This window comes from Microcoleus sp. B6-A1, from assembly GCF_036705085.1.
Classification (GTDB): domain Bacteria; phylum Cyanobacteriota; class Cyanobacteriia; order Cyanobacteriales; family Microcoleaceae; genus Microcoleus.
The window spans coordinates 44,191-59,267 of the sequence record NZ_JAUBTU010000029.1 but is presented as its reverse complement, the minus strand read 5'-3'; the positions used below and the strand labels follow the sequence as shown (position 1 = coordinate 59,267).

Annotated in this window: 11 protein-coding genes and 1 tRNA gene; 2 read left to right on the top strand and 10 right to left on the bottom strand. The window is 47.2% G+C overall.

Going from position 1 to position 15,077, the window contains the following annotated elements:
- Positions 1-42: 42 nt before the first annotated feature.
- Together uvrC and QUB11_RS13145 are read left to right on the top strand one after the other, a co-directional pair.
- The gene (gene uvrC, locus QUB11_RS13150) at positions 43-2,118 is read left to right on the top strand and encodes an excinuclease ABC subunit UvrC (RefSeq protein ID WP_333205351.1); all 2,076 of its coding nucleotides are present in this window, start codon (positions 43-45) and stop codon (positions 2,116-2,118) included.
- A gap of 162 nt (positions 2,119-2,280) precedes the next feature.
- Positions 2,281-2,351 (top strand) — tRNA-Gly (locus QUB11_RS13145).
- A 224-nt stretch (positions 2,352-2,575) separates the two neighbouring features.
- On the opposite strand, the gene QUB11_RS13140 is transcribed toward QUB11_RS13145, so the two are convergent.
- The 10 genes from QUB11_RS13140 to mutS all read right to left on the bottom strand — a co-directional run bounded on the left by QUB11_RS13140 (position 2,576) and on the right by mutS (position 14,813).
- Positions 2,576-3,721, bottom strand: coding sequence for a hypothetical protein (locus QUB11_RS13140; RefSeq protein ID WP_333390797.1), 1,146 nt, complete (start codon positions 3,719-3,721; stop codon positions 2,576-2,578).
- Positions 3,722-3,810: 89 nt separating this feature from the next.
- Positions 3,811-6,738, bottom strand: coding sequence for a DUF3987 domain-containing protein (locus tag QUB11_RS13135; protein WP_333390795.1), 2,928 nt, complete (start codon positions 6,736-6,738; stop codon positions 3,811-3,813).
- A 138-nt stretch (positions 6,739-6,876) separates the two neighbouring features.
- Positions 6,877-7,338, bottom strand: coding sequence for a hypothetical protein (locus QUB11_RS13130; protein ID WP_333390792.1), 462 nt, complete (start codon positions 7,336-7,338; stop codon positions 6,877-6,879).
- A gap of 179 nt (positions 7,339-7,517) precedes the next feature.
- Positions 7,518-7,823 carry a hypothetical protein gene (locus QUB11_RS13125; protein WP_333390789.1) on the bottom strand — a complete coding sequence of 102 codons (306 nt, stop codon included), beginning with the start codon at positions 7,821-7,823 and terminating at the stop codon, positions 7,518-7,520.
- Positions 7,816-8,403 (bottom strand): hypothetical protein, encoded by a 588-nt coding sequence (locus QUB11_RS13120; RefSeq protein ID WP_333390787.1) that lies wholly within the window; start codon positions 8,401-8,403, stop codon positions 7,816-7,818. Before QUB11_RS13120 ends, QUB11_RS13125 begins: the two co-directional genes overlap by 8 nt.
- Positions 8,394-8,657 (bottom strand): hypothetical protein, encoded by a 264-nt coding sequence (locus tag QUB11_RS13115; RefSeq protein WP_333390784.1) that lies wholly within the window; start codon positions 8,655-8,657, stop codon positions 8,394-8,396. The genes QUB11_RS13120 and QUB11_RS13115 overlap by 10 nt, the downstream gene beginning before the upstream one ends.
- On the bottom strand, positions 8,658-9,167 hold the full coding sequence (locus QUB11_RS13110; protein ID WP_333390781.1) for a hypothetical protein: 510 nt from the start codon (positions 9,165-9,167) through the stop codon (positions 8,658-8,660). It lies immediately after the preceding gene.
- Positions 9,164-9,922, bottom strand: coding sequence for a hypothetical protein (locus QUB11_RS13105; RefSeq protein WP_333390778.1), 759 nt, complete (start codon positions 9,920-9,922; stop codon positions 9,164-9,166). The genes QUB11_RS13110 and QUB11_RS13105 overlap by 4 nt, the downstream gene beginning before the upstream one ends.
- Positions 9,923-10,186: 264 nt before the next feature.
- Positions 10,187-11,431: a tyrosine-type recombinase/integrase gene (locus QUB11_RS13100; protein ID WP_333390775.1), complete on the bottom strand. Its 1,245-nt coding sequence runs from the start codon at positions 11,429-11,431 to the stop codon at positions 10,187-10,189.
- Positions 11,432-12,185: 754 nt separating this feature from the next.
- Positions 12,186-14,813 (bottom strand): DNA mismatch repair protein MutS, encoded by a 2,628-nt coding sequence (gene mutS / locus QUB11_RS13095; protein ID WP_333205362.1) that lies wholly within the window; start codon positions 14,811-14,813, stop codon positions 12,186-12,188.
- Positions 14,814-15,077 lie beyond the last annotated feature (264 nt).

Genomic DNA, 15,077 nt, shown 5'->3' with positions numbered 1-15,077 from the left:
AAGAGTGTACAATCAGTCTCTATTTTGCTGAGATAGCTTGCAATGCCATCCACAAAAACTCTGCCGTTAGTTAAAGACTCGGAACGCCTAGAAAGTCGCCTCAAAGAAATCCCGGCGGTTCCTGGTGTATATTTAATGCGAGACGAGAGCGATCGCATCCTTTACATCGGCAAATCAAAAAAACTCCGAAACCGCGTCCGTTCCTACTTCCGTGAAAGCCAAAATCTCAGTCCCCGCATCGCGATGATGGTGCAGCAAGTGCGCGAAATTGAGTTCATCGCCACCGACACAGAAGCGGAAGCTTTAGCGTTAGAAGCAAACCTCGTAAAACAGCACCAACCTTACTTTAATGTCCTCCTCAAAGATGATAAAAAATATCCTTATTTGTGCATAACCTGGTCGGAGGAATACCCGCGCATTTTTATCACCCGCAAACGCCGCGCCGGTAATGCCAAAGACCGCTATTACGGCCCCTACGTCGATACAGGGGCACTGCGGAGTACGCTGCATTTAATTAAGCGAATTTTCCCCCTGCGGCAGCGCCCTCAACCGCTATTTAAAGACCGTCCTTGTTTGAACTACGACATCGGGCGCTGCGTTGGCGTTTGTCAAGGGTTAACTTCGCCTGAAGAATACCGGAAAATAATCCAAAAAGTAGCGATGATTTTCCAGGGAAGAACTCAGGAATTACTCGATATTTTAGAGCCCCAAATGGAAGAGGCAGCCGAAGATTTAAACTTTGAAACGGCGGCGCGCCTTCGCGATCAAATTAAGGGTTTGCAGTCTTTGAGTGCGGGTCAAAAAGTGTCTTTGCCCGACGATACGGTTTCCAGAGATGCGATCGCACTTGCGGCCGACACCCAGCACGCTTGCGTCCAATTGTTCCAAATTCGTGCAGGTCAATTGGTCGGAAGATTGGGATTTATGGCGGAAATCCCCCCCCAACCCAGGGCGGGCACGGGGGCACCGCCCCTACAATCGGGGGGGGAAGAGTTATCTCAACTTTCTCTTTCCTCCCCCCCTTGGCAAGGGGGGGAACGAGGGGGGGTAGAGGCCGGAGCGATTTTGCAGCGGGTGTTGGAAGAACACTATCAAAATGTCGAATCTGTAGAAATTCCCAGCGAAATTTCAGTGCAGTACGAATTGCCAGAAGCGGAAATATTAGCAGATTGGTTGAGCAACCGCAAGGGTCGAAAAGTTACGATTTTGACACCGCAGCGGCAAACTAAGGCAGAATTGATTGAGATGGTGGAACGCAACGCTGAATATGAATTGGCGAGAATGCAAAGATTGAGCGATCGCAATTCTCAAGCAATGGAAGATTTAGCAGAAATTCTCGATTTGCCCGAAGTTCCTCGCCGCATTGAAGGTTACGATATTTCTCACATTCAAGGTTCTGACGCTGTAGCTTCCCGCGTCGTATTTATTGATGGTTTGCCGGCTAATCAACACTACCGCCATTACAAAATTAAAAATCCTGAAATTAAATCGGGTCATTCTGATGATTTTGCTAGTTTAGCAGAAGTTATCGGTCGCAGATTCCGAGGATTGAAGGAAGAAGAAAGTTCGGCAACGGATTTTATAACGGATTTAACGGATAGAACGAATAAGGAAGAAGAATTTAGCGATTTAGGAAAATCGAAAAAAATCAGCAATTTATCCTCCGTTTCTCGTACTATCTCGGACAAACCCGACTTAATTATGATAGATGGCGGCAAAGGTCAACTGTCAGCAGTTGTGGCTGTTTTGCGGGAGATGAATTTGCTAGAAGAGTTGCGCGTTGTCAGTTTGGCAAAGCAGCGAGAGGAGATATTTTTGCCGGGGGAATCTTTGCCACTGCCCACTAATTCTGAGCAGCCTGGGGTACAATTATTGCGCCGGGTGCGGGATGAGGCGCACAGGTTTGCTGTGAGTTTTCACCGGGATCGAAGAAGCGAGAGAATGAAGCGATCGCGCCTTGATGAAATTCCCGGATTGGGACACCACCGACAAAAACAATTGTTGGCCCATTTTCGGTCGATCGACTATCTCCGTTTAGCGACTCCCGAACAGTTGGCAGAAGTTTCTGGGATTGGCCCGCGTCTGGCTGCTCAAATTTACGATTATTTTCATCCGTAAAGTCTTACGCAGCATGGGAGACGGGGATTTTTGGGGCGAGGGGGCGATCGGCCCGCAAGTCCCGATTCAGCCCGGATTCAGTCACTGTGAGGGAGGTCTTCAAAATTTTTGCACAGACCTATTGCAATCCCCAGAGACTTGTGGTATGTTTAGTTTCTGTGCGCGGGCATAGTTTAGTGGTAAAACTTTAGCCTTCCAAGCTAATTATGCGGGTTCGATTCCCGCTGCCCGCTTACGTCTATAAGAACCTCAAACCAACGATAAATCAACGGTTTGAGGTTTTTTATTGCCTAGAATAGGGGTAATTTGGGAGCCAAACTGAGTATCAACTGAGTATCAACTGACTACGGTTTGACGAGAAAACGACCAAACTGAGTATCAACTGAGTATCAATTGAGTATCAAGTTTTGACCCTAGTCAGCCCTTCCCCCCAGAATGCCTCGCTTCCAGTAGTAAGTCAGGGTTCCCTCACAAGCAGTTCTAGAATCCCCTCAATGTCTGCGAGCGATGCGGTAGGTTTCTTAGGTTTCATGCCCTCGACTTTCTTTTTTTCGTACTTGGCCATTAACTGATTGAGCAAGTCGCCCGCATCGGGTAAATCCTTGCTGGCAGTGACTGATTTTTGTCTCAGGTCAGAGAGTTCGACTTCCCGTTCTGCGAGTTTCGCTTCAACTTCCTCCCGATCGACTTCCTCTCGCTTGAGCTTTGATTGCAGTTCCCGTACCTCGCCTTCTAACTTGGTCTTCATATGGCTGCTTGATTTTAGAAGCGCGTCATAGTCAGCTTTTATTTTTTCCTTCTCTGCCTGCTCCTCAACAAAGAATGTACGATTTTTATCCGCTTCTCTGGTCTGCCTCTCCAGCGATTCTTGGCACTTAGTCAGCCGCGTGCTCCATATGCCGGAGTTTGCAAGAGCCTTGTCAACAGTTGCCCTGAGAGTTATTTCGGCGTCCTGGTAGCCGTGTATTTGGAGTGTCGATTCCTCTAGCTGGTTTCTCAGTGTCTTATTTTCTGCCTCTAGGTTGCTTAACTCATTCTGCAACCGTTCTACAACCTCGTTATGTACTTTGGGCAACTCTAGAGAGTCACCCGACTCGAACTTTCCCGGCAGTACCTCCTGTAATGCTTCAACGGCTTTTAGTAATGTCGCTACCTGCAACTCTAACGCTGTTACTCTACTTTCTGCAACCCGTTCTGCAACCTGCGAGACTTCTGCAACCCGTTCTGCAACCTGCGAGACTTCTGCAACTTCTGCAACTTCTGCAACCTGTGAGACTTCTGCAACCCGTTTTGCAACCTTCTCAGTCCGTGGCACTGGGGGTATCTCCAAGGCTTCTGCAGTCTCTTCAAGCTTGACCACGCTGACTTCTGAGCTTTTGCCTATGTATTTTTTCCGTACCTTTCCTGCAACCTTTCTGCAACCGTACCAGTATTCACCATTTTTACCTTCTTTGCGGACTGTGTAGGGCTTGCCGTCTCCTGTGGGTTCATATCTGAAAGAGCCGACAGACTCTAACCACGCAGCACCCTTGGGGGAGTCTAACTCGAATACCTTGCCGTCCTCTGTTTCTATTAATCCTTGCATCACCGCTGGAATTGTCATAGGTTGCCTACCTGGTTGCTTAATTGCTTATGCAACCAGTCTACTCAACCCTTAAGCAACTGTCAATGGTTACTTAAAGGTTGAGTAAGTTAGAGCTTCCTCAAGTACGGAAAACTGTCAGCACCAATGGGAATCGAAATAATTACTGTCTCATTCTCAAGTTTCACGTAGTAGTCAATTTCCCTTACACCATACGCCGGTCTGCTAGCAATCTTGCCTCTTCTCCCCTGATAATCGCCTCTTAGTGTAATTTCCACTAAATCGCCTATCTCAAAGGTTCTAGGCTTCTTGGCAGAGGTTGCTGTAGGTTTAGCGGTTTCTGTAGTACAGCTCATCATTGAGGACTGAGAGGTTTTAGGAGAAGGTGTAAAAACGTCCACACCGTCCACACTAAGGCTAGAAACTTTATCTACAGTGGATTTAAGGGTGTGGACGTTAGTGTCCACACCACGTACACAGTTGTCCACAGTTGCCTCTGAAATTTGGTGTTTTTGTTCGCTAAGTGTGGACGTTGTGTACGTGGTGTGGATGTCATTGTCCACAGTTGTATCGCTTACTGTGTATAGACTTGGAGCTACTGTGGACACTGTGGACGTTGAATTGAGAGAAAACAGAATACTGTTTCCCTTTTGTGTAATCTCTCCATACTTCATGGTCATCAATTCTCCAAACCAGTCTCGGATTTTTTGCGAGGTGGGTCGGTATTTTGGGTTAAAGCTGAGTAAGACATCTCGTGCCGTTACCGTGCCCCCCTTGCGTTCTGCCAGCGAGATGATTTTTGCGAGATTACTTTCAAGTGCATCGGGGCTGCAAACCTCAATATTTATGCTCAAAGCTTGCTGTGTCGTGTACTCAACCCACTTGATAGCAGCAGCAACTTGACTAGCAGGAATCTTGGAGGAAACCTCAATTCCCATGTGTGCAGCGTGGATACAGTGCAGGATGGTTGAGACGCGGCCAACTTTCTCAGCAGCCTTACCTAACATGGCTCGCATCCCTTGCTTGGGATGATTCAGCCGGAGTCGCTGGCAGTGGTTGTAATAGTCTACAAACAATTTTCGGGCTTCCTCATCTAGCTCGAACTGCATCATCGGGATAGCGTCCACCCTTTCATAGAGCGCTTGCAGCATCGGGTTGATGTCAATCTTTGACACACCTAAAGTTATCTGGGTTAACGCTGGTGGCTGTTGAACAAAGTCAAATCGGGCAAAGGTTCCGTTGTCGTCACTGCCATCCCCCAGAAAGGGTTCTAAGACTTTGGGCTGGATATTTCCATAAATAGAAAGGGAGACTGCACCGACGTTGACGGTAGTGCCGGCTGCGCGTGCCACTACAGCACCGTTACCGCTCCAACATTCCAGCAAGTCCTCTTTGTCACTTCCCTTGCCACTGCGGTACTGGTTGGCTGATTTGAAGAATCCTGCAAGCTCATCGCTTATCCAGAGAATACCTTGACTGGGATTCCGACCTACCATCCCTGCTATCCCCTCCCATGTAGCTTTAGTGATGTAGGGGATTGTTTCTACAGGGGCATCAGGCGCGGGGCCCTTGTTCTCATCCTTGCTGTTTTTCCATTGTTCAAGCTCCTCTTTGTAGGCTTTTTCTTGGGCATTGAACTTCTCCTGATTCTTTTGTCGCATCGCTGCTAGCGGGTCTGTAATCATGGCATTCAATACCGGAGTCTTCATCTGGCTTGACTCAGCGATAAAAGCACCGAAGTAGCCAAAAGTCCGACACCGATACCTGTTCCATTCCTCCACAAGCATTGTGCTACTGCCATTTTTCAAGAATCTTGAGATACCCGAAATCAGTGCCAGCGCGTAGCATTCAGGCTTGAGGTTCATGCGTCGCGCTACTTCTTCGATCGGAGCGGCCAGAGATTCAGGAAAGATTTCTGAGAGTTTGACGCTGGCAGACTTGGAGGCCAGTAGTTGCTCAATTCCGATTCTCGTGTCTTCCTTGTTGGCTTCTTGCTCGGACTCTTGTTCAATCTCTCGGTAAATTTTCCAGACATCGGCAGAGTTGATTCTGTATTTTTGAGCCAGCTCGGAGACTTTAAGCTGTAACTGAGATTTCTTGAGGTCGGACTCTAGCAGTGCTTCAATCTCTCCCCCTAGCTCAGAGATGTGGGGAACTTGAAATGGTTCAGGACGGACAACTTTTGCTGTTGCCTGCGGGGGAGTTGCGAAAACTTTCTTCTCTCCGATCGCCGCCTTGATATCGTCTGCGGTTATTTGGTGCTGGTCAATCCAGTCGGCAATGTCTAACCCTTTACTCTTAGGTAAATTCTCCCAAGCTTTAGAGTTTGGGTAGGGGTAAAGCCAGAGAGCGTCGGGGAACTGTTGATGCAATAGCTCAGCGTGTTTGATTCCCGGTTCATCGCGATCGGGAATAATTACAACCTTTGCACCTTGCAAGTCTCTGGTGTCGGAGTCCCGCCACTTGCTAGAGCCACCAATATTGCAGGTAGCGGCAAAACCTAACCCCCACATTATGTCGGCACAACTTTCGCCCTCGACAACGAAAATAAGTTCATTATTTGCGATCGCCTTTCTGACATCTGCGTAGCGGTAAATCGGGATGTTTTCACGCGCTATCCCTTCAGTACCTCCTATCCAACCAATCTGTCGGGAACTTTTGCACTTACCCCAACTTTGTTGAGTCCAATCAGCAGTACCCTTGCCATCCTTGCCACCTTTCCCGTCATCGAACCGCACAACGCGGACAAGGGGGGAGCCGTCGCGGGCGGGATATTCCCAGTAGCGAGTTCCACGGGGACGAATTGCTTTTTTCTCTTGAGGGCGGGCATAAAAAACGTGGCCGTCTTTGTCGGTTTTGCTTGTAGCTTCCCAACCAGTAGCGGGCGGTTGGTCGCGGTTGCAGACTGACAATTCACCTATGGAGTAGCACCAGTCAGGCTTGCCACAGTGCGGACAAGGGTTAGATTTTGAAACATCGACAAGATTTCCACGGGTGCTTGAAGTTTGCCCGTCATTCGAGTTAATATTATGGGACATGATGATTTGTCTCGTCTTTCTAAGAGATGGGTGAATTACCTAAAACCGTTGCAAGTCGGGTTCCAATCTTCGAGCAGCGGTTTTTTGGTGTTTACAGTTTTTGAAAAATTCAAGGCATAGGAGGAACCGCCCCGCGAGTTAGATTGCGGGTGCGATTAAGCTGTCGTTGCGAGCACAGCCACCTATTTCGATACCAGGGAGAGGGATAAATCGGACAATCGGAGGATCGAGAATACCCCCACCTATTTTGTTGCCTTGGCTACAACGACAGGGCAAGGCAAACAAATAGGCGACAAAGAGGCAGAGGAGCCAAAACAAGAAATTAAGCCTAGGGCGCGGCGGAAAATTCTTAAGCAGCTTCTTAATTTCTTCCCGTGTTTCTTCCTCTAAGCGCTTACAGACGAACTGCCAAAACTCCCACTGGTTAAAAGTCTTGGGAGTCTTTATCCTATTTTCTCCCCAACCTAAAAAAGAATTTAGACGATTGCTCACCAGCGCAAGATTGTAAGTATCGACAGGGGAGATTTCCTCCTCATTGCCCCAAAGGTGCTTGTTGAGAAGCTTGATACTGCTAATTAGTGCGAGGGTGTCGTCTATCATTTCATTATTTTAGTGGTGGCGGTACATCTTCAACAAACAGCCGTCGCTCAAATTTTGTCCCGGCAACGAACCGAAAACGTAAAAAAAACGTACCGTTTCTCTACCAAAACTCACTCGTCGGGTTTAAAGGTAAAAGCACTAGACGAGTGAGTCAGAACAAGGCTTTCGGCGCCGCCAAGTCAGATGGACTCTTGTCCGAAATTTCGGACGGATTTTGCTGTGCCCTGACCACCCAGAACTGCGTCCCACTGTCGAGGTTGTGGTTCCCCTGGTGTTGCCGGCACTGCTACCCCAAGCTGAGGCAATTGCAATTCATTGAGGTAGTAGGCGTACTGATTATCATCTCCCCGCTGCGGGTAGAACTTGCCGTTAGTTTTCCAAAAGAAGTCTTTACCTCGCAAAACCGCCAATACTAACTCTATTTCTGACTTGGTACCAGTCAATCTTAGAGCTGCCGTGGTTGGTATATTCGGCTGTCTAGTCATCACTTTCCCCCTTCACAAATGGCATCAAAAATTCATACTCAGCCTTCGCGTCCCGGTAGGATTGACTACTGCCGGCTGACACTCCCCAAACTTCTTTAAGGATTTTATTCTTGCCAGTGATGCCCTTCGCGTGACATTGCAGAATTAGTTCGACTTGTTCGCGCTGCTTGGTGGATAAATTCACTACTGCGAGTTCGCCCGAATCGCCAGAAGTCTTATTCAGTAGAAGTTCTAGTGATTCTCTTATCGAATCGAGTTCTGCCTCTTGTTCGTCTGTTCGTTCGTTTGTTGCCAGAATTTGTTCTGCTTCCTGTTGTCTTTGTTTCTGAGAAATGTATACGCTGGTGCTGATTTCATCCACCACATCGGCAGTGATTGCCCGCTCTTTAATTGCCTCAATCTCCCCTTGCTCAGACAGTTTACGAGCGATATTACCAGCGGTAACAGCACAAGCAATCGCAGCACACAGGCTTACCCCTTGCAGCGCTTTGTGAATGTCTAGCTTTTTGTCCAGGGCTGCTAAGGGAGTCAGCCAAAGAACTACAGAGGACGCGCTCAAAACGAACAGTTTTAGCTGCATAGAAACACCCCCAAACCAATCAGCAACATCGCTAAACTGCCGATTAAAACAGCCTGTAAGTCAGCCACTGAAATCTTAAGCAACTTACTCAGGGAGTAGTCAAGTAACCAGCTCAACCCCCAAGCAATCGCAATCGCTGCTAGCAAGAATAAAACGGCTTTCATTGCCATCGGATGCAGACTCGCTATCCACCCCAAAAGGGAGAAAGCGACGCATCCAGCAACGAAGTAGTTTGCCAGATACATCGCTTTCATTTAGTCAGTCCCTCCCGTGAGTTTGGCCTTAATCGCATCAATGCGAGTCCGAGCATCGCTGTCAGCCTTATCAATCCCTAAACCCAGTCGGGCATAACCGGGACGTAAACTGTGCAAGTGTTTAGCCAGTCGGGTGTCTGAGCGTTTTTTGCCCAGTTCATTATCAGCCACAACACCCTCATATTTGCGGTGATGACGATGAACTTTAGTATCGGCTTCTTCAACTTTTGCTAGTGCTTCATAGGCGCGCTTAGACTGTTTTGCACCGTCTGTTTTCTCCTTTGCCAAGTCCTTCATAGCGTCCGCTTCTTCCTTGGTAAAGTAGCGCGGTGCCGGCACAACTGGCACACTACGGATGCTGGAAAAATTACCAGGATTTAGCGGTGTGATGACACTTGCGTCGGTGCTTGCCAAAACTTTTGATTTGTCGATAGCGTGTCCGCCGTCGTTGCTAGCCGTGAGTTTTCCAGCATCAGAATTGCCGCCAAAAAGGCGTAGTTGTAAGCTCATAATTTTGTCCCGATTTGAATGTTGATGCGAACTGGGGATGGGAATAAATTCAAGGGATTGATTTGACGCCACATAGACATAGCCAGCACAAACACTCCCGTCGATGCGAGTATGAGTGCGATGAGTTGCCCAAGGTCAACCCAGTCTAAAAAGCTGGTGGAATTCTGGCGGGTGAAGCCACACACAGGAAATGAACCGTCGTTAGTCCAATCAAGGGTGTCTACACTTTCTAGAACTGCGTCTAGTGGTGCAGTCAAGGTATACAAGCAGTCGAACTGCTTGCGACTACTTGCGACTGTTTGTATAACTTCGGGTACTGTGTCAAGCAGTTCAGGCACTGCGTCTACACTGTCTACAGTCGCCGTGTCAAGCAGTTCAGGCACTGCGTCTACACTTCCTAGAACTGTGTCTAGTGGTGCAGTCAAGGTATACAAGCAGTCGGACTGCTTGCGACTGTTTGCGACTGTTTCACCTGTGTCTAGTGGTATGTCTAGCACTGCGTCTACAGTGTCTACAGTCGCTGTGTCAAGCAGTTCAGGCACTGCGTCTACACTTCCTAGAACTGTGTCTAGTGGTACGTCTAGCACTGTGTCAAGCGATTCACCGTCAACCAGGTACAGTTCTAGCAGCGCTTCCCATGTAGCAGTCTTGCTAAGTTTCCCGAACTGTCTGGCATCTTCATTGGTGAAGCCACGGTCAAAGGCGATCGCCTTTAATTGGTCAATGCGACGGTAGCTGACGGTGGGTTTAGTCATGGCAAAACCCCGTCAACTCAATCATTAAGAGTTGCGATCGTCCGTTAGGACAATCGGCTGAAAGTGGCATAATTTATAGGCTCCAAACGTTGCTGTAAAACGGTTTGGGGAAGTCGTGGTTTGGCTAGCATTGCAAGTGCTCGTCAACCGCGCATCAATCTTCCTTAGTTACTCACGATTGCAGACTTCCACTTCCTTGTCAACACAGAAAGTGTAAAGTTTTGTTTCGCAAAAGTTGCCCCTAGAATCAACATCCTAACAGCATCAAAGCGGGCGTAAATGCTCCAAAATCTTGCTGTCTAAATACACAGCATTAATTACCCTTTCCGACGTATCGCACCATTTAGCCACAACCGCACTCGGTACACCCTTGCCAACCTGTTCACTAATAAAAGTATCCCGGCAAGAGTAGGGGGTAGTAGTCTTAGAACCCTGTTCATTTTGCCTGGTTTTTTCAGTAATCGGGTCAACCAATTTATGCCATACCTGCTTACTGAAATTGTTGTAATTAATTGCCCCGCCCTTGATAGGTGATGGGAAAACCAATCTGTCTTTATCAGTCAGATTTTGTGGCTTGATACCTTTCAACAACTGAACCAGTTCTTGATTGCAAGGAAATTTACGCCGTTTATTGTTTTTACTGCCGTCAACCCTTGTCTCCTTACCGCTTGGGTGCTGTATACTCCCATTAAACACAATGTGAGAAAAGTCAGTAGCAATGTCAGACCACCTCAATCCCACAGCTTCTGAGGGACGGCATCCAGTCAGCAGCCAGAACTGCACCATTGGGTAGTAAAAACACAACTTTTGCCCGGTTTCTCCCCTCCCATTCCAAGTCCCTCTGTGGTTCTTAAAAGCCTCCAAAACCAGCTCTTTTTCTTGTGCCGTAAATGCGTTCGGCTCTGGGTCACTTTCCCAGTTATGCTTAGGCAATTCCGCTGCCAGCCCCTCAAACGGGGATACGGTTAAGCCCTTGACAATCTTGAATTTAATCCCCCATTTCACCGCTGCATTTAGGTGAGTCAAAATCCTTTTGGTCATGCTGTTAGTCGTATCCTCCAACAGCCAAGCGCGTACCTGCAAAGCACAGTCCTCTGATAGAGGCTGGTAGGGGCAACGGTCAACATAGCTTTGAATGCCTGTTACCAAGTAGTTAAAAGTTGTGGCCTTGAGTGCTGGCTTCTTGAATTCCAAGTATTTAGCAAACAGCTTGGTCAGAGTCAGTTCCGGCTTAGGCTTGACTGTCTCAATAACAGTCAGGTGAGTCTGTGACTTGTACTTCTTGAGTGTGGGGTCAAACCGCTCGAACTTGATATCAGATTCAATCAACTGTGCTTTAGCTTCTGCCAACTGCCTGTTATCAGAAGTATCCGGCATTCCCAAAGACAAGTATTTTTGCTCCCCCCCATAGAGAGACCTCGGCAACCGCAGTCGCAATCTCCCCCTAAAGTTTTGCACCACAACAGACCCATAAGAAGCTCTACCACCTGACTCAAATTTCTCAGTCATGAGTGCATCCTCACTTGAAATTGACCTACCAATTTTACCAAACTGAGTATCAAGTGAGTATCATCAGACCTGTATCACAAACAAGTATTTTAGAAAGCGTTACTGTGCAAACAGTCTAGCGATTCCCTCCTAGCGCCTTCCAAGCTAATTATGCGGGTTCGATTCCCGCTGCCCGCTTATGTCTATAAAAACCTCAAACCAACGATAAATCAACGGTTTGAGGTTTTTTATTGCTGATTTTTGGGACTATCAAGGGGTCTAGTTGACTAGAAATTGACTACGATTTGACTAGAAAACGACCAAACTGAGTATCGTTTGAATAGAAATTGAATAGAAATATTCACTTTCTATTCAACCTCTCCCCAATTGCTACTACCCGCAGTCGGCAAGTCAAGACGCCCTGACTACTCATCCGCCCAACAATCCTAAAATTACCTCCACGTCTTCCCGTTCGGCCCTCGTCTTTTTGCGCTGCGCTCTTAACTGATTGAGTAGGTCGGCCTGCTTTGGAAATTGAGATGAGCGTGCACAAAGAGGTAAGAAAGTTGCAAAATGGGCGTTAGAGTTGCTGCAGAGTTCCTGGTTTTTAGTAAAAGTAGTAACTGAGATATTGCACCATGCTCAAGAACAGGCAGGATGCCTGTTCCATAAAAATTCAATTTTATTGTGGGGTGGGCATCCTGCCCGCCCCTGAAAGGCTTATTTAAAATGGTGCAATATAGAAGTTACTACAATTTTTTTACCACCGCAAATTTCAATCATCAAAAATATCCAACTGTTCGCCCTCAGACTCTTTTTTGCCATCTTTTTTAACACCTTTCCGCAGCCCGATCGCAATTTTGCTATGTTTCTCAATCTGCTTCATCACCTGTCTAGCCCTGTCAATCACTGACGGCGGTAAACCAGCTAATCTGCCCGCTTCAATTCCGTAAGATTTGTCCGCACCTCCCGGCTGAACTTGGTGCAGAAATACGATTTGATCCGGCAATTCTTTCACTGTCACCTGATAATTTGCGACATTATCTAAAATAGAAGCTAACTCATTTAACTCGTGATAGTGAGTCGCAAAAATTGTCCGCGCCCGAATCTCATTTGCTAAATATTCCGCCACAGACCAAGCAATCGAAAGTCCGTCAAACGTCGCCGTTCCCCTGCCAATTTCATCTAACAAAACCAATGATTGTGGCGTGGCGTGATTGAGAATATTTGCAGTTTCGTTCATTTCCACCATAAACGTAGACTGACCGGTTGCCAAATCATCTACTGCGCCGACGCGGGTAAAAATCCGATCGCAAATTCCCAAACTCGCAGCTTTCGCCGGCACAAAACTGCCCATCTGCGCCATCAACTGAATCAAACCAACCTGCCGCAAATAACAACTTTTGCCGCTAGCATTTGGGCCTGTTAAAATAATTAAATCTGGGCGGTTTAGCGATGCTTCCCGACCCAAAAAAGCAGAATTAGGTACAAAAAATCCCGGCGGCAAAGACTTTTCCACCACAGGATGACAACCTTCAATAATTTTAATTTCCCGACTTTCTGTCATAGTCGGGCGACAGTAATTCTGGTAAACTGCTACTTCTGACAAACCGCACAAAACATCGACCGCCGCCACGGCGCGGGAAACGTTGCGAATAATTTCGGCGTGTTCTCCTACCTCCGATCGCACTTGAGCAAAAATATCGTATTCCAATTGATTTAAATCTTCCCGCGCTGTCAGAATTCGCACTTCCCTTTCTTTTAATTCTTCAGTGCTATAACGTTCTTCATTGGTGAGAGTTTGCTTGCGGGTGTAGTCCTTCGGCACTTGATCTACTTTCGATTTTGTAATGCTGATGTAATAGCCGAAAGCTTTATTGTAGCCTACTTTTAAATTAGAAATTCCCGTGCGTCTTCTCTCAGTTGCTTCTAAATTTGCAATCCATTCTTGGTCTGCTGATGCAGTGTGGCGCATTTCATCTAGCATCGGATTAATTCCCGCTCGAATCAAACCTCCTTCTTTTAAATGAATCGGCGGTTCATCAACTAAATGAGCGTGAATTTTACTTGCTAATTCTTCTAAAATTGGCGGTACATTTTGCAGCGCTTTCAAATAGGGCGAGATCCCTTGGGCTGCGATCGAGGCTAATTCCGGCAGTTTCGAGAGAGAATCAGCTAAAGCGACCAAATCCCGCGCGCTAGCTGTTCCAGAACCCGCGCGGCCTGTCAGTCTTTCGATGTCGTAAATTTGGCGCAGCAACTGCTGAAAATCTTGGCGCAGACCGTTATTTTCTACTAATTCTTGAATCGTGTCGTGTCGCGCGCAAATGCCTTTAATGTTGAGCAAAGGTTGCAGCACCCAGCGGCGCAAAGCGCGGCCTCCCATTGCGGTGCTGGTTTTATCTATCGCCCACAGCAGCGAACCGTGAAAAACCCCATCTCTTACCGTTTGAGTAATTTCGAGATTGCGGCGGGTTTGGTAGTCGAGTATGAGAAAATCGGTGAGAGTGTAAGTGTGCAATCTTTGCAAAGAAACTGCTTTTTCCTTTTGAGTTTCTTCGAGATATTGCAGCAAACCGCCGGCGGCGCGCACTGCGAGGGGCAAATGGCCGCATCCCATACCTTCAAGCGATCGCACTTTGAATTTTTGCAGGATTCTCTGTTTTGCTTCGGGCAAAGTAAACGGAATTTGCGATCGCAAAGAATAGCAAAACGAATTCGGCAAACAATCGGGTAAATGCTCGGATTTCTCTCCGGGCCTCAACATAGTCACCAAATCCGGCGCATTAGTCGGTACCAAGACTTCCGAAGGCTGCAAGCGCAGCAATTCAAGGGTTAATTGTTCTAAACTGTCTGCTTGGGTAGTGACGAATTCTCCCGTAGAAATATCTGTATAAGCCAATCCCCAATGTTCCCCCGCTATCACAATTGCTGCTAAAAAATTATTTTGCCTGGGTTTGAGCATTCCGTCATCAGTCAAGGTTCCGGGAGTGAGAATGCGGGTAATTTCTCGCTTGACTTGGCGGCCTTCTTTAGCAGCTATCGAGGCATCTTCAACTTGGTCGCAAACTACCACAGCATAGCCTTTTTCTACTAACATTGAGGTGTAGCGGTCTAGGGCGTGGTGCGGCACTCCTGTCATCGGCACTCTGCCGATTTCTTTGCCGCTTTCTTTGCTAGTACAAACAAGTTCTAATTCGCGCGAAATCGTAACTGCATCTTGGAAAAAACACTCAAAGAAATCTCCGACTCGAAACAATAAAAGTGCATGGGGATACTGTTCTTTCACTTCCACATACCGCTGCATCATCGGAGTTAGCTTGGTGAATTCTAGTAGGCGGTGGTCGGCATTGCGGATGTTGGGTTGATTGGGGTCTGTTGGGGTAGATGCAGTGTAAGGCATAAAAGGCGATCGATAAATTTTAATCTTTAACAACTTTAGCGCAAGCTCGGCTTTTAGCTATAACTAATGATACAATATTTGACGATTAATCTCCCTTAAGCAGGGTGCGTAATTCTCAATATTGGGGAAGGGTGTTGAGCTATACAAAAGTCACGCACCCTACTTAATAATCTATAAACCCGCTTTTACTTGAGAATTTTTAGGTCGCTTTTATCTAAAGTGAGCCAAAACATCGGCTTTGGTGAGATTAAGTGAGAAAAGTTT

Bases quoted from the DNA above. Each gene is read 5' to 3' on its own strand.
- uvrC (WP_333205351.1), top strand. From the start codon at position 43: ATGCCATCCACAAAAACTCTGCCGTTAGTTAAAGACTCGGAACGCCTA.
- QUB11_RS13140 (WP_333390797.1), bottom strand. From the start codon at position 3,721: ATGACAATTCCAGCGGTGATGCAAGGATTAATAGAAACAGAGGACGGC.
- QUB11_RS13135 (WP_333390795.1), bottom strand. From the start codon at position 6,738: ATGTCCCATAATATTAACTCGAATGACGGGCAAACTTCAAGCACCCGT.
- QUB11_RS13130 (WP_333390792.1), bottom strand. From the start codon at position 7,338: ATGATAGACGACACCCTCGCACTAATTAGCAGTATCAAGCTTCTCAAC.
- QUB11_RS13125 (WP_333390789.1), bottom strand. From the start codon at position 7,823: ATGACTAGACAGCCGAATATACCAACCACGGCAGCTCTAAGATTGACT.
- QUB11_RS13120 (WP_333390787.1), bottom strand. From the start codon at position 8,403: ATGCAGCTAAAACTGTTCGTTTTGAGCGCGTCCTCTGTAGTTCTTTGG.
- QUB11_RS13115 (WP_333390784.1), bottom strand. From the start codon at position 8,657: ATGAAAGCGATGTATCTGGCAAACTACTTCGTTGCTGGATGCGTCGCT.
- QUB11_RS13110 (WP_333390781.1), bottom strand. From the start codon at position 9,167: ATGAGCTTACAACTACGCCTTTTTGGCGGCAATTCTGATGCTGGAAAA.
- QUB11_RS13105 (WP_333390778.1), bottom strand. From the start codon at position 9,922: ATGACTAAACCCACCGTCAGCTACCGTCGCATTGACCAATTAAAGGCG.
- QUB11_RS13100 (WP_333390775.1), bottom strand. From the start codon at position 11,431: ATGACTGAGAAATTTGAGTCAGGTGGTAGAGCTTCTTATGGGTCTGTT.
- mutS (WP_333205362.1), bottom strand. From the start codon at position 14,813: ATGCCTTACACTGCATCTACCCCAACAGACCCCAATCAACCCAACATC.